This is a genomic window from Kitasatospora sp. NBC_00374 (genome assembly GCF_041434935.1).
Taxonomy (GTDB): Bacteria; Actinomycetota; Actinomycetes; order Streptomycetales; family Streptomycetaceae; genus Kitasatospora.
On the sequence record NZ_CP107964.1, the window covers coordinates 8,005,821 to 8,024,342 of the forward strand.

12 protein-coding genes and 4 pseudogenes are annotated in these 18,522 nt (G+C 67.2%); 7 read left to right on the forward strand and 9 right to left on the reverse strand.

The genetic code is table 11. The features are described 5' to 3' along the window. Nucleotides 1-107 precede the first annotated feature (107 nt). From OG871_RS34870 to OG871_RS34885, 4 genes and pseudogenes are all read right to left on the reverse strand, one after another. A pseudogene (locus tag OG871_RS34870) lies at nucleotides 108-419 on the reverse strand (transposase); the annotation flags it as partial. Nucleotides 420-767: 348 nt separating this feature from the next. Next, entirely contained in the window at nucleotides 768-1,340 is a 573-nt protein-coding gene (locus OG871_RS34875; RefSeq protein WP_371502313.1) for a suppressor of fused domain protein, read from the reverse strand. Nucleotides 1,341-1,672: 332 nt separating this feature from the next. Further along, nucleotides 1,673-2,077, reverse strand: coding sequence for a hypothetical protein (locus tag OG871_RS34880; protein WP_371502315.1), 405 nt, complete (start codon nucleotides 2,075-2,077; stop codon nucleotides 1,673-1,675). Nucleotide 2,078: 1 nt separating this feature from the next. Continuing rightward, nucleotides 2,079-7,223 (reverse strand): DUF6531 domain-containing protein, encoded by a 5,145-nt coding sequence (locus tag OG871_RS34885; RefSeq protein ID WP_371502316.1) that lies wholly within the window; start codon nucleotides 7,221-7,223, stop codon nucleotides 2,079-2,081. Nucleotides 7,224-8,100: 877 nt separating this feature from the next. Between OG871_RS34885 and OG871_RS34890 the strand changes: the two are divergent. The 5 genes and pseudogenes from OG871_RS34890 to OG871_RS34910 all read left to right on the forward strand — a co-directional run. Then, nucleotides 8,101-8,438, forward strand: a pseudogene (locus tag OG871_RS34890) (transposase); the annotation flags it as partial. Between the two features lie 27 nt (nucleotides 8,439-8,465). Further along, complete coding sequence (locus OG871_RS34895) at nucleotides 8,466-8,747, forward strand: hypothetical protein (RefSeq protein ID WP_371502318.1); 282 nt, start codon at nucleotides 8,466-8,468, stop codon at nucleotides 8,745-8,747. 150 nt (nucleotides 8,748-8,897) lie between these two features. Then, on the forward strand, nucleotides 8,898-10,169 hold the full coding sequence (locus OG871_RS34900; protein ID WP_371494711.1) for an IS630 family transposase: 1,272 nt from the start codon (nucleotides 8,898-8,900) through the stop codon (nucleotides 10,167-10,169). 151 nt (nucleotides 10,170-10,320) lie between these two features. Further along, nucleotides 10,321-11,592: an IS630 family transposase gene (locus OG871_RS34905; RefSeq protein ID WP_371494711.1), complete on the forward strand. Its 1,272-nt coding sequence runs from the start codon at nucleotides 10,321-10,323 to the stop codon at nucleotides 11,590-11,592. A 151-nt stretch (nucleotides 11,593-11,743) separates the two neighbouring features. Further along, a complete protein-coding gene (locus OG871_RS34910; protein WP_371494711.1) occupies nucleotides 11,744-13,015 on the forward strand; it encodes an IS630 family transposase in 1,272 nt (423 codons plus the stop codon). Nucleotides 13,016-13,056: 41 nt separating this feature from the next. Here the strand turns inward: OG871_RS34910 and OG871_RS34915 are convergent. The 3 genes and pseudogenes from OG871_RS34915 to OG871_RS34925 form a co-directional block, all read right to left on the reverse strand. After that, nucleotides 13,057-13,464 (reverse strand): annotated as a pseudogene (locus OG871_RS34915) (transposase); the annotation flags it as partial. 210 nt (nucleotides 13,465-13,674) lie between these two features. Beyond that, the gene (locus tag OG871_RS34920; protein WP_371502319.1) at nucleotides 13,675-14,346 is read right to left on the reverse strand and encodes an SMI1/KNR4 family protein; all 672 of its coding nucleotides are present in this window, start codon (nucleotides 14,344-14,346) and stop codon (nucleotides 13,675-13,677) included. Between the two features lie 317 nt (nucleotides 14,347-14,663). Next, nucleotides 14,664-14,900 (reverse strand): hypothetical protein, encoded by a 237-nt coding sequence (locus OG871_RS34925; protein WP_371502320.1) that lies wholly within the window; start codon nucleotides 14,898-14,900, stop codon nucleotides 14,664-14,666. Between the two features lie 129 nt (nucleotides 14,901-15,029). Between OG871_RS34925 and OG871_RS34930 the strand changes: the two genes are divergently transcribed. Both OG871_RS34930 and OG871_RS34935 read left to right on the forward strand, forming a co-directional pair. Further along, nucleotides 15,030-15,512 carry a hypothetical protein gene (locus OG871_RS34930; RefSeq protein ID WP_371502321.1) on the forward strand — a complete coding sequence of 161 codons (483 nt, stop codon included), beginning with the start codon at nucleotides 15,030-15,032 and terminating at the stop codon, nucleotides 15,510-15,512. Nucleotides 15,513-15,816: 304 nt separating this feature from the next. After that, nucleotides 15,817-15,989: pseudogene (locus tag OG871_RS34935) on the forward strand (ISL3 family transposase); the annotation flags it as partial. A gap of 553 nt (nucleotides 15,990-16,542) precedes the next feature. On the opposite strand, the gene OG871_RS34940 reads toward OG871_RS34935, so the two are convergent. Next, complete coding sequence (locus OG871_RS34940) at nucleotides 16,543-16,917, reverse strand: hypothetical protein (RefSeq protein ID WP_371502322.1); 375 nt, start codon at nucleotides 16,915-16,917, stop codon at nucleotides 16,543-16,545. Between the two features lie 579 nt (nucleotides 16,918-17,496). Continuing rightward, nucleotides 17,497-18,228: a hypothetical protein gene (locus tag OG871_RS34945; RefSeq protein WP_371502323.1), complete on the reverse strand. Its 732-nt coding sequence runs from the start codon at nucleotides 18,226-18,228 to the stop codon at nucleotides 17,497-17,499. Nucleotides 18,229-18,522 lie beyond the last annotated feature (294 nt).

An 18,522-nucleotide genomic window follows, 5' to 3' on the forward strand; every position in this document is an offset into this window, starting at 1 on the left:
GGCACTTTTTTCGCGCGGACGTGCACGGAGTCGACGACGACGCGCGACAGGTCCAGGACCTCGGCGTCGGCCAGGTACTCCAGTATCACCCTGCGGAGCCGGCCCCACAGGCCGTCCTTGGTCCAGATCGTGAAGCGGCGGTGCACCGTGGACTTCGACACCCCGAAACACGGTGGCAGATGCCGCCACGCACACCCCGTCGTCAACACGTAGACCACTGCGGCGAACACCGCACAACGACAGCACCGCCACGTAGGACACGGTCTTAGCCCTGCCCTGGCAGTTGGGCGGGCGTGGATCTTCGAGGGGGGCCGGGCGGCCGGTTGAGGTTGGGAGTGCTGGCTCACGCATCCGGGCCGCTGAGGTCCCGCACCGCCGACGGCATCCGCCAGGAGGTCTGGGCGCTCCTGGCGGTCCATCACGCCCTGCGGGTGGTGATGCACACCGTCGCGACGACCGGCCCGGTGGTCGATCCGGACCGTGTCGGCCACCGTCCGGGTGATCCGCCGCACCGTGGTCGTTCAGGCCGCGGCTACCGCCGTCGGTCTGCAGGAGGCGATGACGGAAGTCTGCGAGGAGCTCCGCCGCCGGCTGCTGCCGAAGCGGCGCCGGAGAGCCCAGCCACGCATGATCAAGAAACCGCCGAGCCGGTTCCCCCGGAAGCGGATCAGAGCTGGCAGCACCAAGGGGGAGGTCGGGGTCTGGTGGAGGCCCCAAAGAAGGAGGCTGTTGTCTGACTGCCGGCGCTGACCGACACGAGCGGGGCTCTACAGGTCGAGCTGGGGACGGTCGGGATCGAGGAGATCGGGGTCCTGGCGAACCAGCGCGTCTTCGAAGGCCTCCCAGCCCTTGTCGCGAATGAAGGTGGTCTCCCCCGCCGTGATGGGGATCAGCCAGACGACGGCGACATCACTGCCGTTCTCGATGGTGACCGAGAAGAAGTCGTCGTCGAAGTAGACGGGCAACCCTGCGTAGAGGGACGTCATGGTTCCGCCGGGCAATGGTGCGGGAAGCGGCACCACGTCGCCGCGAAGGATCGCCTCGCCGCTCGCCGTCAGCTGCCCGGCGACGTATTCCAGTACGTCGGGGAAGTGACCATAGCCCTTGGTGCGGTTGACGTTCTCGCAGGCCAGCAGTTCCAGGTGGAAGTGACGGTCCGAAGCTGGGTGCCACAACGGAGTACGAGAGAGGCCGACCGTCGCGAACGCCTGGGCGCCCGGGAGCTGGCCCTCACGGAAGCACGCCACCTGGGGAGTTCCCTGCGCAGCGCCTGCGGGTGGAGACCAGGCACCGATCATGCGCCCGAGTCGGCTCTCGAAGTGGTCTATGAGCTCCGGCATCAGGCACTCCCGTCTGACGTCCGAGCACGTCAGGCCCGGCGGTAACCAATGATTCCCTGGACAGTAACGACCGGGACGGGGCAGGAGCGAGTCAGGCGCTTCGCTACGTGGGGCAGCAGACCTTCGCCCTACTTCACCGGTTCAAGGGCCTCGCCGTCCGCCGGGAACGCTGCCTCGACCTGCACGACTCACTCATCTCGCTTGCGTGTGCGCCCATCTGCCGATGAAGGCTCAACAGACCAACGGCGTGATCTTGTTACGAGGTGGAAGAAGGACCGGTGACGGCCCGGGCAGGGGCCGTCACCGGTCGGGCCGGTCTGTTCGTGCGACAGCTAGCGGTACAGGCGTTCTGCCCTAGCCCGGTCGTTCGCGACGTTGGCGACGAAGAGGCCGAAGTCGAAGTCCTCGAGTTCGACGAACGGGGTCAGGTCCGAGCCGAGGCCGGCCCACTCCGGGGGGATCGGATAGCGCAACGTCAGTTCGCCGATCGCCAGGGCGCAGGAGGTGCCGTCGCTCCCGTGGCGGATCTCCGTTCCGTCCAGCGGCAGCAGGCGGTCACCGACCCGTACGAGCAACGCGTCTCCCTCCCGGAAGAGAACGACGAGGGTGTCGGACAGTACGTCGTAGGTGCCGGCGGTGTGTTCTCCGGGGGAGGCCGGTCGGCTTCCCGTCGGCGTTCCCGTAGCGGGATCGAAGGATGCGACCTGGCCGAATCTGCTGAACTGGCTGATGAGCACGCTACCTCTTCTCCAGTCCCAGGTCCGCTCCGCCGGTGCGCGAGGCGCTCTCGATGATCTGCTCCCAAGTCTTGCCCCTGGCCCGTAGATAGTCGATGGTCGGGCCCAGCTTGTCACCGTACTTCGCCAAGTTGCGGTCGTAGATGGTCTGCCGCTGCTCCTTGGGGGTCAGGTCCTTGTACTTCTCCCCGATGTCACGCCTGGCCTGGTGCAGGGCGCGGGCGATCTCCTCGTCGGTGGCGCCTGCCGCCTTCATGTCCGCGTTCTTCTGTTTCAGGGCTTCGACCTCGGCGATATAGGCCTTCCGCAGCGGGGGCAGCTCGCCTGTCGGAGGAACTATGAGCCCGTTGTCGGCTCCGAGTTCCGTGGTCACCCGAGGGGCACGGGGGCCGAACGCCCGGCCGGCCCAGGTCGCGATGCCTGCCATACCTGCGACGGCGACCTGTTGGGCGAGTTCGTCGGCGTGTTTCTCGACCTGGTCGGCGACGTTGTTGCAGCCGAATTCGCGGAGTTTGGCTGCGGCGGTGTACATCGCGTAGGCGGGGCGGACGGGGAAGTACTTGTCGGCGAAGGCGCCGGCTCCGCCGTTGTTGCCGGTGAAGGCGTTGTAGAGGTCGCCGACGAACTCGAAGGGCATCTTCGCGCCGGTGACGAGCCCGCTGCCGATCGCGTCGAGCGGGCTCATGTCGGACAGGTCGCCGCCCTGCGGGGTGAGTCCGCTGGGGTCGGTGTAGATGGTGGGTGCGTCGGCCGCGTAGGAGTATGCCGATCCGTACGGGGCCGAGGCGGGTGTGGCGAGCGGGTCGCGGCTGTTGAACCGGCCGGTGGCGGTGTCGTACTCGCGGGCCCGGAGGTACTGCTTGCCGGGTATGACGGGGTCGTTGTACTGGCCGGCGAACCCGAAGGGTGTGGTAGGTGCGCCGGCGGCGATGGTGGCGGTGCCGGATCGGCCGTAGGGGTCGTAGGCGGTGCGGGTCTGCTGTGTGCCGGCCTGGTTGGTGACGTCGGTGATCGAGCCGAGCCAGTCGTGGTGGTGGTAGGAGGTGCCGGACGGGTTGTGCTGGCTCTGCGGGAGGCCGAGCGGATCGTAGGCGTAGTCGCCGATCAGTGCGCCGGAGCCGTTGGTCTCGGTGGCGATCTGCGGCAGGGGGTTGTTGAGGTCCCAGGTGAGCGTTCGGGACAGGGTGCCGTTGGTCTTGGTGGCGACCCGGTTGCCGTCGGCGTCGTAGGTGAACGTGAACGTCCGATAGCTCACCGCGGAGCTCTGGTGGCCGGCGGCGTCGTACGTGTAGGTCGTGGTGTGGAAGGCGAGGGGTTCCCGGTAGGTGCCCGAGCTCCACAGTGCCTTTTGGGCGGTGTCGAGGACGACGAGACTGCCGGTGTCCTGGACCTTGGCGTAGGCCCCGGTGTTTCCGCCGGTGTTGGTGCTCCACAGCGTCGTGCCGTCGGCGGATGCGACGACGAGATTGCCGTCGGCCTGCATGGTCGCGTGGGCGCCGGGGTGGCCCGCGGTGCCGGAGGACCAGACGGCGAGTCCGGTGTCGATCGCGTACAGGACGAGGTTGCCATCGGCCTGCATGATCAAGCGGGTGCTGTTGGATGCCACGACGGTGCCGGACTCAAGGACGGTGCCGCCGGCGATCGTCTGGTCCTGGAACGGGGTGTTGACGGTGGTGGTGTTGCCGTCGGCGTCGTAGGTGTAGGTGGTGGTGGCCGAGCCGGTGGTGCTCCTGGTGAGCTGGTCGGCTGCGTCGTAGGTGGAGGTGGTGGTGCCGAAGGCGTCGGTCTGGGTGAGCCGGTTGCCGACCTTGTCGTAGGTGTAGGTCAGGGCTCCGGCGGCGCAGCCGACGGTGGACGGGGCGAGGGGGCAGCCGGACGTCAGACGGCCGGCCTGGTCGTAGGTGTGGTTCTGGGTGCCGGTGCCCAGTCCGGGACGGTTGACGTCGACCTTGGTGGGTTGGCCTGCCGCGTCGCGGGTGAGCCGCCAGGAGGCGAGGGTTGTGGTGCCCTTGGTGCTGGCGATGCCGCTGAGCCGGCCGGTGGTGTCGTAGGTGCGGGCTTCGGTGTAGCCGTTGGTGCCGGGCAGGACGGTGGCGGTGAGGTTGCCGGCGGGGTCGTAGGCGTAGGTGGTGCTCGCGCCGTCGGCGGTCAGCTTGGTCTGGTGGCCGTCGTCGTCGTAGGCATAGGCGAGCTTCTCGCCGTCCGGGTACTGGCGGCTGGTCAGGCTGCCGCGGGTGTCGTAGGTGTAGGTGAAGCCGGTGCCGCCGCCGGGTGCGGTGATGGACAGCAGCCGGTCGGCCTTGTCGTACGCCAGGGTGCGGGTGCCGGTCGCGTCGGTGACCGAGGCGGGCCGTCCGGCCTTGTCGTAGGCGCGGGTGACGGCGGGGGTGGTGTCGGAGTAACTGGTGCCGGTCGGCAGGCCGCGCGGGTCGTAGCTTGTGGTGGTGGTCAGGCCGCGGGCGTTGGTGAGGGTGGTGGCGTGCCCCTCCGGGTCGTGGCCGTAGGTGACTTTGTTGCCGAGCGGGTCGGTGGCGGCGGTGAGCCGGTGGAGCGGGTCGTAGGTGTACCTGGTGACGTGGTTGTTGGCGTCGGTGCGTGAGGTACGGTCGTTGACCGTGTTCCACGTGTTGGTGGTGACCGCGCCGGCCGGATCGGTGATGGTGGTCACCCGGCCGGCGGCGTCGTACGCCGTGGTGGTCTTGCGGTTGAGCGGGTCGGAGACGGACGTGGGGCGGTTGAGTGCGTCGTAGGCCGTGGTCGTGGTGTTGCCGAGTGGGTCCTTGACGGTGGTGCGGTTGCCGGCCGCGTCGTAGCCGAAGGTCGTGGTGTAGGTCGCGGGTGTGGCCCCGGTGGCGTTGCCGCGCGGGTCGACGACCGCGGTGAGGCGTTCGTCGGTGTCGAAGGACCAGGTCGTCCTGCTGCCAAGGGGCGTGGTTTGCGAAATCCGGTTTCCGGCGGCGTCGTAGCCGTAGGCGGTGGCCTTGCCCAGCGCGTCGGTGACGCTCGTCAGCCGGCCGAGCGTGTCGTACCCGTAGGTGGCCTTGGCCGTGGTCGGGTCGGTGACGGTCAGGACCTGGTTGGTCGGGCTGTAGGTCGTGGCGGTGACGTTGCCGAGCGGGTCGGTGACGGTGACGGGCCGGTTGACCTCGTCGTAGGCGGTGACAGTGACGGCGCCGGTCGGGTCGGTGACGGAGGTGCGGTTGCCGTTGGCGTCGTAGCCGTAGGTCCAGGTGTAGGCGGCCGGGGTCGCGCCGGCGGCGTTGCCGCGCGCGGTGACCAGTGCGGTGGGCCGGTTGTTCCTGTCGTAGTTGTAGGCGGTCCGGTTTCCGAGCGGGTCGGTGACGGAGGTGAGGTTTCCGGTCTGGTCGAAGGTGCTGGCGGTGGTGTTGCCGGCTGCGTCCTTGATGTTGGTGCGGTTGCCTGCGGCGTCGTAGGTGTAGGTGATGGTGCTGCCCAGCGGATCCTTCGCGGACGTGAGTTGCCCGTCGGCGTCGTAGCCGTAACTGGTGACTCCGGCCAGTGGATCGGTGGCCTTGGTGAGCATGCCGCCGGCGTCGTAGGCGTAGCTCGTGGTGTAGGCGGCGGGCGTCGCGCCGGCGAGGTTGCCGCGCGGGTCGGTCTTTGAGGTGACCCGACCTGCCGTGTCGTAGTTGAAGGTGGTCTTCTCGCCGAGCGGTGTGATCGTCGAGGTCCGGTTGCCCGTGCTGTCGTAGCCGTAGGTGGTGGTGCCGCCGCGCGGGCCGGTGACGGTGGAGAGCAGGCCGAGCGCCCCGTAGGTGTAGCTGGTCCTGCCGCCCACCGGGTCGGTGGTCGAGGTCAGCTGGTTGCCGGCGTTGTACGCGTAGGTGGTGGTGTTGCCGCGGGCGTCCTTGTGCGAGGTCACCCGGTTCGCGCCGTCGTAGCTCCAGGTGTCGGTGGTGGACACCGGCGCCGGGGCGGTGCTCGTCAGCAGGTTGCCGTTCGGGTCGTACGTGAACGTGGCTTTCCGGCCGTTGGCGTCGGTCAGCGAGGTGCGGTTGAGCGAGCTGTCGTATCCGTACGTGGTCGTCTTCCCGTACGGGTCGGACTGCCAGCTGATCACCCCGTCGGTGTACTTCTGCGTCCAGATCCCGCCGTCGGGATGGGTCACGTAGGTGGTGCCGGGGTTCGCGGCGTCGTAGGCGAAGGTCGTCTTCGCACCCAGGGCGTCGGTCTGGCCCGTCACCCGTCCGCTGCCGTCGTAGACGTTGGTGATCCGCGCCTTGCCCAGCGGGTCGGTGACCGTGGTGAGCAGGCCGGCGGCGTCGTAGCCGAACGTCGTGGTCTGCCCGCGCAGGTCCTTCACGCTTGTCAGCCGACCGTCGGTGTAGCCGTAGGTGACCGTTCGTGAGCCGGGAAGGGTGGCGGTGGTGAGCAGCGCGCCGGTGTAGCCGAAGGTGACGGTGTGTCCGCCTGCGTCGGTGACGGAGGTCGGCTGACCACCGGTGTACGCAAGGGTTGGCCCGACTCCGGCGGGGTCGCGCATCGCGGTCAGCCGGCCGTTGGCGTCGAAGAGCAACTGGTGCTGGTCCGGGGTCGTCAGCTGGTATCCGTTGGCTGTCTTCTGCAGCTTGGAGTGGGCGTAGGGCCGGGTCGGCGCGAGCGAGCCGTCCGGCTGCACGGCATAGTCGCTCTGCGAGCCGTCCTCCGAGACGAAGGTGACCACCGACTGCCCGACGATCAGTGATGCGGAGTACGGGAAGGCCCAGCCCTTGCCGAACACGCCGGAAGCCGCCAGGGACGAGGAGTAGCTCCTGGTCAGCTGGACCGTCTGGCCGGGGCCGGGCACCTGGGCGTCGGTGAACACCTCACCGAAGGCCCCGGTGGAGGTGTTGACCGGGTCGCCGCAGTACTTCACCAGCTCGAGGACGATGCCCGTGCTGGAGGGGGAGCCCGGGCAGGCCAGCGACACGTTCGCGGGAACCCCGTAGATCGGAACCGGCGGTGCCGAGGCCGACCTGAGCGTGTCGGAGCTGCCGTCGCGATAGGCGTACGTCACCACGACGTAGTAGTCGACGCCCTTCTGGATCTGCGCCATCAGCGAGCACCAACCGGTGGCCTCGTACACCGACCACTGCGCCGCGTCGATCTGCGCATTGTCCGAGGCCCGGTAGAACACGACCGACACGGCACCTCGGCCGACCCCGAGAAGATTCGATGGCGTATCAGGATTGAAATCCCAGGTCGCACACCACGACAGACCGGTGCTGCCGCTCTGTAGATTGTCCGCATAGGAGCGGAGATTGGCGATGTACGGGTGGCCGGGCGGCCAAGCGGCGGTCGCTCCCTGTGCCTCGGCTGCTGCTGGTGCCTCGGTGGACTTGGGCGGGGCGCCCTTGACCTTCGCCTGGACCTCGGCCTCTGTCAGCCGCTGATATCCAGGGGTGCCAGGCCCGGCAACACGGCCCGCCACTCCTGCGTGTCGGTCGGGCAGGGGCGAGGAGCCCAGCTTCCTGGCCTGTTCCCGCTTCTGTCCCATCGACAGGGGAGTCGGCGGCGGCGTGGCCCGGGGAGGTGCGCTGCTGCTCGTCGGAGCAGTGGCCGTGGCGGCAACCGTGCGAGCCGAGGCTGTCGGTGCACTGCCGCTCGCCACGAGGACCGTCATGAGGACAGAAACGACTAACCGGCGGATATTGACCTTCATCTCACCATCCATCTGCTATCGCGCAGGGACCGTGTCGACCGGATCCGATCGACACTCGGAAGATGTTCGTCGACTGACTGATTCTGCGGGATCGAAAGTTCGAGCGATGGCCGAAAGTCGTCCAAGATCGTCCTGTGGTCATTTGCAATGCAATCTGGAGTGACAAATTCCAGAATTCCCATATGGGAAGATTCGGGTGATCTTCGGGTGGGTGATGCAACTTCCGCAGTGGCGTCACCCATATCCCCCCTGCCGAGCCCATCCCATCCTGAGCACCAAGCGGAAAACCGGTGACCGAGGCACCCGACCACTGCCAGGGCACATAGGAGTGCGACCCTCAGCCGGCTACGACCCGGAGGGCATTCGCGTGCCTCGCCTCGGTAGCGGGCGACCGCGCACGCGTCCTGCCACGGTCCGCGCCGACCGGGCCTACGGCTCCCGGGCGAACCGTGCATATCTACGCAGGCGCGGCATCCGCTGCACCATCCCGGAGAAGGCCGACCAGGTCCGAAACCGCAAGAAGCTCGGCGCTCGGGGCGGCCGTCCGCCCATTCGACAAGGACGACTACCGCACGCCACGCAGTGGAGTGCGGGATCAACCGGCTGAAGCGGCACCGCGCGGTGGCCACGAGGTACGACAAGTTGGCTGTTCGCTACGAGGCCATCGTGGTGATCGCCGCCATATACGAGTGGCTGTAAGACACCCCTGGCTGCGATCATGCGGTGGTGAACGATGGACTGCCCGACGGTTGGACGATCGAGCGGGTGCGCTCCGCGTCAGGGGATCCTGAAGCCGCCCTGCTGCCTCTCGAACGAATCGTCGTGGCTGAGGAGCACGGCCGCGCGGACTACGCCTTGCTCCGGCCCGAGGTCATCCTGTCCTTCCACGACCTGTGTCTCGTGCGAGCTGACGACGACTGGTACATGGGACAGCTCGATTCCGACGGATCGGTCATCTGCTGGGCTTCCTACGGCTCCGACTTGGGCGAAGCCATCCAGGGGTTGTGACGTATCAGGCGCCCGACCTAACTACTTTCGCAACGCGCCCCTAGTGTCCTGCGCCGGAAATATCAGTCATAAGTCTGTAGTCTGTTTTTCGTGTCGCAACGAGGTCCGAAGGCTGTAGAGATTGTGCTCTCCTCGAAGGAGCGCATTGAGTTGTCGCACTGGGCGGCCGGCGGGGCGGGGGCCCGGCTCGCCGAGCGGGCCGGGATCGTCCTGGCCTGCGCGGACGGAGTGTCAAGTACGCGGGTGGCGGCCGATAGGGGCGTGAATGTGGCGACCGTGCGCAAGTGGCGGGCCCGTTTCGCGGCTGACCGACTGGCGGGCCTTGCGGACGAGCCACGGCCCGGCCGCCGCAAGGCGGAACTTGTACTCACCGAGTCGGAGCGGGAGGAACTGACCCGATGGGCGAGGCGGGCGAAGACGGCCCAGTCCCTCGCGTTGCGGGCCAGGATCGTGCTGCGATGCTCGGAGGGCGGCACGAACAAGCAGGTCGCGGTCGAACTCGGCACCGCCCAGGCGACGGTGAACCGTTGGCGGGCCCGGTTCGTCGAGGACCGCCTGGACGGTCTGGTCGACGAACCGCGCCCCGGCAGGCCACCCTCGATCCTGCTCGACAGGGTCGAGGATGTCGTGGCGGCGACTTTGGAGTCCACACCGAAGCACGCCACCCACTGGTCACGCGCCTCGATGGCCGAACGTACCGGCCTGTCGAAGTCCACCATCGGGCGCATCTGGCAGAAGTTTGACCTCAAGCCGCACCTGCAGGATTCGTTCAAGCTCTCCACCGACGCGCAGTTCGTGGACAAGGTCGTCGACGTCGTCGGGCTCTACCACAACCCGCCGGAGCGGGCGGTGGTGCTCTGTGTCGACGAGAAAAGCCAGATCCAGGCGCTGGACCGATCCCAGCCGGTGCTGCCGATGATGCCCGGCATGCCCGAGCGTCGCACCCACGACTACCTGCGCCATGGCATCACGAGCCTGTTCGCCGCGTTCAACATTGCCGACGGCAGCGTCATCAGTGCTCTGCACCGACGCCACCGCGCCATCGAGTTCAAAAAGTTCCTGATCACGATAGACAAGGCCGTGTCGACCGAGCTCGACGTGCATCTGGTATGCGACAACTACGCCACCCACAAGACCCCCGAGATCCAGAAATGGCTGGCCCGGCATCCCCGGTTCCACGTCCACTTCACCCCGACCGGCTCCTCCTGGATCAACCAGGTCGAGCGCTGGTTCGGCCTGCTGACCGACAAGCTCATCCGCCGCGGCGTCCACACCTCCATCCAGGCTCTCGAGAACGACATCCGCACCTGGATCCAGACCTGGAACGAGGACCCGAAGCCCTTCACCTGGACCAAGACCGCCGACGAGATCCTGAACTCGCTCGCCGACTACCTCACCAAAATCACCCCCAGAGCACCATAAAACCCTAGTGAACTTAGGCTTGGCACTTGCGGCGCAGGACACTAGTGTCCTGCGCCGGAAATATCAGTCATAAGTCTGTAGTCTGTTTTTCGTGTCGCAACGAGGTCCGAAGGCTGTAGAGATTGTGCTCTCCTCGAAGGAGCGCATTGAGTTGTCGCACTGGGCGGCCGGCGGGGCGGGGGCCCGGCTCGCCGAGCGGGCCGGGATCGTCCTGGCCTGCGCGGACGGAGTGTCAAGTACGCGGGTGGCGGCCGATAGGGGCGTGAATGTGGCGACCGTGCGCAAGTGGCGGGCCCGTTTCGCGGCTGACCGACTGGCGGGCCTTGCGGACGAGCCACGGCCCGGCCGCCGCAAGGCGGAACTTGTACTCACCGAGTCGGAGCGGGAGGAACTGACCCGATGGGCGAGGCGGGCGAAGACGGCCCAGTCCCTCGCGTTGCGGGCCAGGATCGTGCTGCGATGCTCGGAGGGCGGCACGAACAAGCAGGTCGCGGTCGAACTCGGCACCGCCCAGGCGACGGTGAACCGTTGGCGGGCCCGGTTCGTCGAGGACCGCCTGGACGGTCTGGTCGACGAACCGCGCCCCGGCAGGCCACCCTCGATCCTGCTCGACAGGGTCGAGGATGTCGTGGCGGCGACTTTGGAGTCCACACCGAAGCACGCCACCCACTGGTCACGCGCCTCGATGGCCGAACGTACCGGCCTGTCGAAGTCCACCATCGGGCGCATCTGGCAGAAGTTTGACCTCAAGCCGCACCTGCAGGATTCGTTCAAGCTCTCCACCGACGCGCAGTTCGTGGACAAGGTCGTCGACGTCGTCGGGCTCTACCACAACCCGCCGGAGCGGGCGGTGGTGCTCTGTGTCGACGAGAAAAGCCAGATCCAGGCGCTGGACCGATCCCAGCCGGTGCTGCCGATGATGCCCGGCATGCCCGAGCGTCGCACCCACGACTACCTGCGCCATGGCATCACGAGCCTGTTCGCCGCGTTCAACATTGCCGACGGCAGCGTCATCAGTGCTCTGCACCGACGCCACCGCGCCATCGAGTTCAAAAAGTTCCTGATCACGATAGACAAGGCCGTGTCGACCGAGCTCGACGTGCATCTGGTATGCGACAACTACGCCACCCACAAGACCCCCGAGATCCAGAAATGGCTGGCCCGGCATCCCCGGTTCCACGTCCACTTCACCCCGACCGGCTCCTCCTGGATCAACCAGGTCGAGCGCTGGTTCGGCCTGCTGACCGACAAGCTCATCCGCCGCGGCGTCCACACCTCCATCCAGGCTCTCGAGAACGACATCCGCACCTGGATCCAGACCTGGAACGAGGACCCGAAGCCCTTCACCTGGACCAAGACCGCCGACGAGATCCTGAACTCGCTCGCCGACTACCTCACCAAAATCACCCCCAGAGCACCATAAAACCCTAGTGAACTTAGGCTTGGCACTTGCGGCGCAGGACACTAGTGTCCTGCGCCGGAAATATCAGTCATAAGTCTGTAGTCTGTTTTTCGTGTCGCAACGAGGTCCGAAGGCTGTAGAGATTGTGCTCTCCTCGAAGGAGCGCATTGAGTTGTCGCACTGGGCGGCCGGCGGGGCGGGGGCCCGGCTCGCCGAGCGGGCCGGGATCGTCCTGGCCTGCGCGGACGGAGTGTCAAGTACGCGGGTGGCGGCCGATAGGGGCGTGAATGTGGCGACCGTGCGCAAGTGGCGGGCCCGTTTCGCGGCTGACCGACTGGCGGGCCTTGCGGACGAGCCACGGCCCGGCCGCCGCAAGGCGGAACTTGTACTCACCGAGTCGGAGCGGGAGGAACTGACCCGATGGGCGAGGCGGGCGAAGACGGCCCAGTCCCTCGCGTTGCGGGCCAGGATCGTGCTGCGATGCTCGGAGGGCGGCACGAACAAGCAGGTCGCGGTCGAACTCGGCACCGCCCAGGCGACGGTGAACCGTTGGCGGGCCCGGTTCGTCGAGGACCGCCTGGACGGTCTGGTCGACGAACCGCGCCCCGGCAGGCCACCCTCGATCCTGCTCGACAGGGTCGAGGATGTCGTGGCGGCGACTTTGGAGTCCACACCGAAGCACGCCACCCACTGGTCACGCGCCTCGATGGCCGAACGTACCGGCCTGTCGAAGTCCACCATCGGGCGCATCTGGCAGAAGTTTGACCTCAAGCCGCACCTGCAGGATTCGTTCAAGCTCTCCACCGACGCGCAGTTCGTGGACAAGGTCGTCGACGTCGTCGGGCTCTACCACAACCCGCCGGAGCGGGCGGTGGTGCTCTGTGTCGACGAGAAAAGCCAGATCCAGGCGCTGGACCGATCCCAGCCGGTGCTGCCGATGATGCCCGGCATGCCCGAGCGTCGCACCCACGACTACCTGCGCCATGGCATCACGAGCCTGTTCGCCGCGTTCAACATTGCCGACGGCAGCGTCATCAGTGCTCTGCACCGACGCCACCGCGCCATCGAGTTCAAAAAGTTCCTGATCACGATAGACAAGGCCGTGTCGACCGAGCTCGACGTGCATCTGGTATGCGACAACTACGCCACCCACAAGACCCCCGAGATCCAGAAATGGCTGGCCCGGCATCCCCGGTTCCACGTCCACTTCACCCCGACCGGCTCCTCCTGGATCAACCAGGTCGAGCGCTGGTTCGGCCTGCTGACCGACAAGCTCATCCGCCGCGGCGTCCACACCTCCATCCAGGCTCTCGAGAACGACATCCGCACCTGGATCCAGACCTGGAACGAGGACCCGAAGCCCTTCACCTGGACCAAGACCGCCGACGAGATCCTGAACTCGCTCGCCGACTACCTCACCAAAATCACCCCCAGAGCACCATAAAACCCTAGTGAACTTAGGCTTGGCACTTGCGGCGCAGGACACTAGTGTCCTGCGCCAGGAATTCGTTCAAGATATGAGGCGAGTCGTTCGAGAATCTCGTCGGCGGTCTTGGTCCAGGTGAACGGGCGGGGGTCCTCGTTCCAGGTCTTGATCCAGGCCCGGATGTCCTTCTCCAGGGCCTGGACGGACTTGTGGACTCCACGTCGGAGCTGCTTGTCCGTCAGCAATGCGAACCATCGCTCGACCTGGTTGAGCCAGGACGAGCTGGTCGGGGTGAAGTGCAGGTGGAACCGGGGGTGGCCGGCCAGCCACTTCTGGATCGCCGGGGTCTTGCGGGTGGCGTAGTTGTCGCAGATCAGGTGCACGTCCAGGTCGGCGGGCACTTCCTTGTCGAGCTTGGCGAGGAACTTCTTGAACTCGGCGGCGCGGTGGCGGCGGTGGAGGGAGCCGAAGCGTCCCGCACTGAACCCGGCGGTCAGACTTCGACGAGACAAACGTCAACCGGCCAAACTCCGCTGAGACTGATCAACGGCGAGACGGGTCAGCGGACACCGGTGTCCTCTGACGGGTGATCGTGACCGATTGCCAAGAGATCTTGACCGGTCGAGCTGGTCTGCGGCCTTGCCCTTGCAGTGTCAGAGTGCCGCAGCCGGGTGGGGTCAAGATTGCCGCGCTGCTGTCTCGCGCCGCTCGAGCCACTCCAGATACCAGGTGCCGAAGGTGTGGCGGCGTCCATGTCCGTCAACGTACGGCTCGAAGGGAGGATTGACGGCACAGTCGCGGTCTCGGAGCTGCCCGCGATGCGGGCCGACCACGATGAGCCAGCCGGTCATCCCGCATCCGTTGTCGCTGATGTGGATCGCACCCCGTCCGCGTTCCACGTGCCAGATCTCGTCGCCGACATCGCCGAAGACCTCGCGGTAATTGTCCAGGTGGCCGTGGTCATCGTCGCGGACGGTGGGCTCGTGGCCTGCGGCGCGAAGGGTCGCCATCTGCTGGCCGGCCCAGTCCTCCGTCTCGACGAACGGCCCGCTCGAATCCAGCAGCCAGGGATGGTCTTCGTCGTCGTCCCAGACCCATCCCCACCTCCCGTTCACCCGGCGCAACGACGTGAGCGATAGCGCCGGTCCGGGGCCGCCTGCCCCGACCTCCGCCAGAAACGTGCGGTACTCCTCGGGAAGCGCGACACCGCACTGCGCTTCCACCTCGGCGATCTCGGCAGCAGTCAGGACCGGTTCGAAGCTGGGGTACCGAGACGGCTCCCGGCCGCGAGCCCGGAGTTCGGCCGCCTCGACCGCAATGACGCGTTCCCGGACCTCCGACCAGTCCATTCGCATGTTCATGGCCCCTCTCGGCAGTGACCATGGACGCTAACCCAGGCCACCGACATCCCAAGGGGCGACTACGCAGCCGAAGAGGCTCGCCAGGCTCGATGAAGTCAACCTCGGCCGTCGCAGCAGCGGCACCACCGTACGCCGGCGCGGCAACCGCCACCGGCTCCCCCAGCACTGGTCAAGATCAAGTGGCAGAAACCTGGCATCAGTCAAGATCACTTGGCAAACGGTCAAGATCGCCTGTCAGGCGACACCTCGAACCAGAATGTTGTGACGGAGCACCGTAGTCTGCGAGTGATCGCTTACTGATCGTTTCAGAATGATCTCTGGAGTCGGTGGGGATAGATGATGCTTTCAGCAAGTTCCAGGAGTCTCTGATGGAGATCGGCCCGGCGCTCGTTCACGCAGGCGCGTGGCGAGTTCGCCGCAACCACCTCCGCTCCCGCTACTGCCGCGATCTCCTGACAGCCCATCGCCTCCTTCGGAGTGAACCGTTGATGGTCTGCCAGGAGATTGACGATCCGCTGGTAATCCGGCGCCAGCGCGGTCACGTCAAGTCCTTCCCGGTGCACCGTTCTCGCGAACAAAGCCACTTGGCCGCCACCCGAAAGCTGGCTGGACGTCAGGTCGACCGCCAGAATTCAGATGTGCGGCGGGCGCTGAACGGCTAGAACTGCCTGATGGTGATCTTCCACTGCTCCGGGTGTGGTGCGGCGCTGACGCCCCCGCTGACGCTGCTGCCCGCCGTACCGGCGCCGCCCCCCTACGAGCAGCCAAGGCCGGGTGCGCGGGGCCCCGGCGCGACGATCCCCCAAGGGCACTACGCGATCGAGACCGAGCCCTGGGGTGCCCCCTACGAGCCTTACCCGCAGGACGGGGACGGTCCTTCGCAGCGCCGGGCGGGCTGGAAATCCGATGAGCGAGGCACCCTGAAGTCCGCCGGCCCCCGGGGCAACATCGTCCTGCACCCCGACGACGCAGCGGACCTGAAGATGCTGGTGGAGGCGAGCATGGGGTGCTGCGGCGGTCCCTCTGGCGATCAGGGCCTCAACCGCGCGTGCCGGTGCGGGAAGCCGGTCGCGACGCTGGCCGCCGACTGCTCCACGGTCTATGAGCTGCACCTCGACGCGGCCAGCGTGCGCGCCGAAGAGACGCTCGACTGACAGCGGCCGTGAAGACCGGGCGGGGGCCTGGACGGTCGTCTACCACGCGGCCCACGAGCTGGTTGCCATCGCGGCATGCGTACCCTCAGTCGAGGGCCCGACTTGTTGAATGAGTAGAGCTCCCGGTCTTGCGCTTGGGTGATCTTGGGCGGCAGGTTGTGCGGATGCGTGCTGATCTTGTTCCGGACCATCTGTGGGACCGCGTGGCTCCGCTGCTGCCGCCTGCCACCAGGTCATCATGAACGGCCCCAGCTACCGGCCGAACAAGCGGCCCAGGAATCCCTCGCCGGCGGATTCGCCTCACTCCTTCGCGAAGGGCTTGCGTCAGGACCTTGCCGCCGTCACCGCCGGCCTTACCCTGGCCTGGAACTCCGGCGCGTCGAGGGACACGTGAACCGGATCAAGATGATCAAGCGCCAGCACTACGGTCGAGCCGGATTCGACCTCCTCAAGCGACGTATCCTCCTTGCGTTTTGACTACCAGTGCCCATCGCCTTGCAGCCTCCCGAGGCGGTACACACGAACATGCTCAGCTCGGCGGCTGTTCTGCTGGGGTGCTGAGAGCGGAGATCCCTTGTCGTCGGCGACGGAGAGAACGGATGATCAGCTCATGTCCATGAGCCGAGGCACCTTCGACCACGTTCCCGTGGTCGCTCTGTTCCCCTTCCTATCTGCTGTTCCCGTCGAGTCCCTCCAGCGTGCGGCTCGCACCATTGACGCGGCTCAGCCCGAGGGTGTCGCCACCAAGTGGGAATGGGAACTGGACCATGCGGTCTTCACAGGTCCGCAGTCCCGGACGCACGTGATGCTTCTCCTGGACGCGGTCAGTTCTGCTCACGCATCATGCGCCTGAGGCTGGTCCTGGCCCCGGCTAGATCGTCTTCCAGGGCTCGGACCCGGTCGGTGAGGGTTCTGTTCTCGCTCTTCGCGGGCTTCGGCGGCCAGGCGGTGGTTCTCCTGGGTGAGCTCGTCGAGGCGTTCTGGCCGAGCTGCCGGTGTCGATACGACTGGCGGCAGCGGCCGGTCGGGTTCAGCGCCAGCCACCGTGGCGAGGCTCCACGTGCTCGCCGAACGGTGGGTCGAACGCCTGCCCGTCGTCGTCGGTCACGACGTAATCCGGTTCGGTCTTCGATGCGGTTGCGTGCAACCGGATGACGAGGTCAGTGACAGGGACGATACGCAGCGACAGGGCTGCGGCCACCTGGGCAGCTTCGTTGTCGATGTCCGGGTTGTACTTGTCACGGGACCGTTCAAGGTGTTGAGCGGAGATCTGCATGACCTCCACATCGCCACCGCCTGAGAATGAGAGGCAGTCCCGCCACTCCAGCCCGATGATGATCTCCAGCGCGTCCGCCAGGTCATCGGCGAGCAGCCCGCCTTCCCCTTCGGAACTCGCGAACACCACCGGCCGGCGACCGTTCTGCTCGGCGCACAGGAAGTACGCCCCACCAGCCGACTCCCGGCGATCACCTCCAGCGGCGCACCCGAGGCAAGCCTGAGGCCATCGCGGTAGTGCTTCCGGTGGATGTCGAAGCCGAACGATGACCGCAGCAGCAGATCGATCTCCGGGGTGGTCTGGATCAGGTCGAGCAGATGATCACTTGAGGTCATGGCCTGGACGATAGCGAGCGCCGCTGACGTGTCAGTCCCAGGACGAACAGCGCACCCGGGTCCGGCCGTGGCGCGACCCCGTGGATGGCGCACTCCAGGCCGCGCCTGCACCCAAGCCATCACAACTCATTCTGAAACCACCAGTTAAAGCCAGGCGGCCCCAGTGGGACGCCACCAACCCCGAGGGCGAGAGCGTGCGCTGCGCCTCGGTCGGTCAGCTCAGCCTCGTCCGCCTGGTCAACTCCGTGGCGGGGCCGCTGTAGTCATCGACGTCGTCTGGCTCGGCCGACGACCCGCCCTGTCGGACGGTGGGGGCCTCTGGTCCGTTCTTCCGGGTTGTCACGCCCGGCTTGGCAGGCGGTCCGGCAAGTCGTCAGGACCGGTGTTCGGCAGCGGTGCGCAGTTCCCGGGTGCGCTGGGCCAGCTCGGGGAGGGTCAGCTTGCCGGTGCCGTCGGTGAGGCCGCCGGCGGTGCTGCCGTCCGCCCAGGCGCAGGCCGCCAGGGGCCGGTCGCCGTTGTGCAGCCCGCCGTCGTGCAGCAGTGCGCAGGCGATGGCTCCGCCGAGCGGGCCGGGGTCGAAGCTCTCCAGGTCGGTGACGGGCGTGCCGTCACGGAGTGTGCCGGGGCCGACGGGGGAGTAGCCGCCGAGCATTCGGGTCGTGGCCTGCGCGGCGTCGGGTATCGAGGCGTTCACCGCGGTCACCAGCGGCTCCGCCTCGGCCAGTCCCGTCGCGCCGGGCCGCCCGTACCCGGCGACCTCCGCGCCCCGGCCAGCGAACTGACGGCCGGTCGCACGGAGGAAGTCGGCCCGCAGGGCGCGCAGGTCCCCGTCGTCCGCCACCTGGGGCAGCCCGCCGAACTCCGCAGGCAGTGTCACGGTCCGCTGCTCTACTTCTGCGTCGACGGCGTTGATCGCGAGAACTGCGGCCCACACCGCTGCGGCGCAGGCGGTGGCGAGGGCCAGCGGCTTCGGTGACACCTTCCGGTACCACGGGCGTGGCGGCTGCGGCCGCTCGGCCGCTGCCCAGATCGCCCGCAGTCCCTCCAGCCCACCGCCTTCCGTCCGCTGCGCATCGGCCTCGATGCCGCCGTCGGTCTGTGGCACTGTTCCCCCTCGGTGAGTAGACGCCAGCGTTCGGGCTTGGCGGTTCGCGCACTCTATAGCCCACCTGACCTGGCCGAACACGCAGGACCGCCGGGTGGCGTACGTCAACGGTCCGGGAAGGTCGGCGCCCGCGCGTGGGCGTCGCAGGCCCGGGCCGCGGCTTGACAGCATGCCGACCGTCGGATCCCGTGCCGGGCCGTGGTGCCGGAGCGCGCCCGGAGACCGATGACACCGGAGGGTTCGGTGAGGGGTCAGCCAGGTGTCAGTGCCCGGTCAGGTGCCCGGGGCATGCTG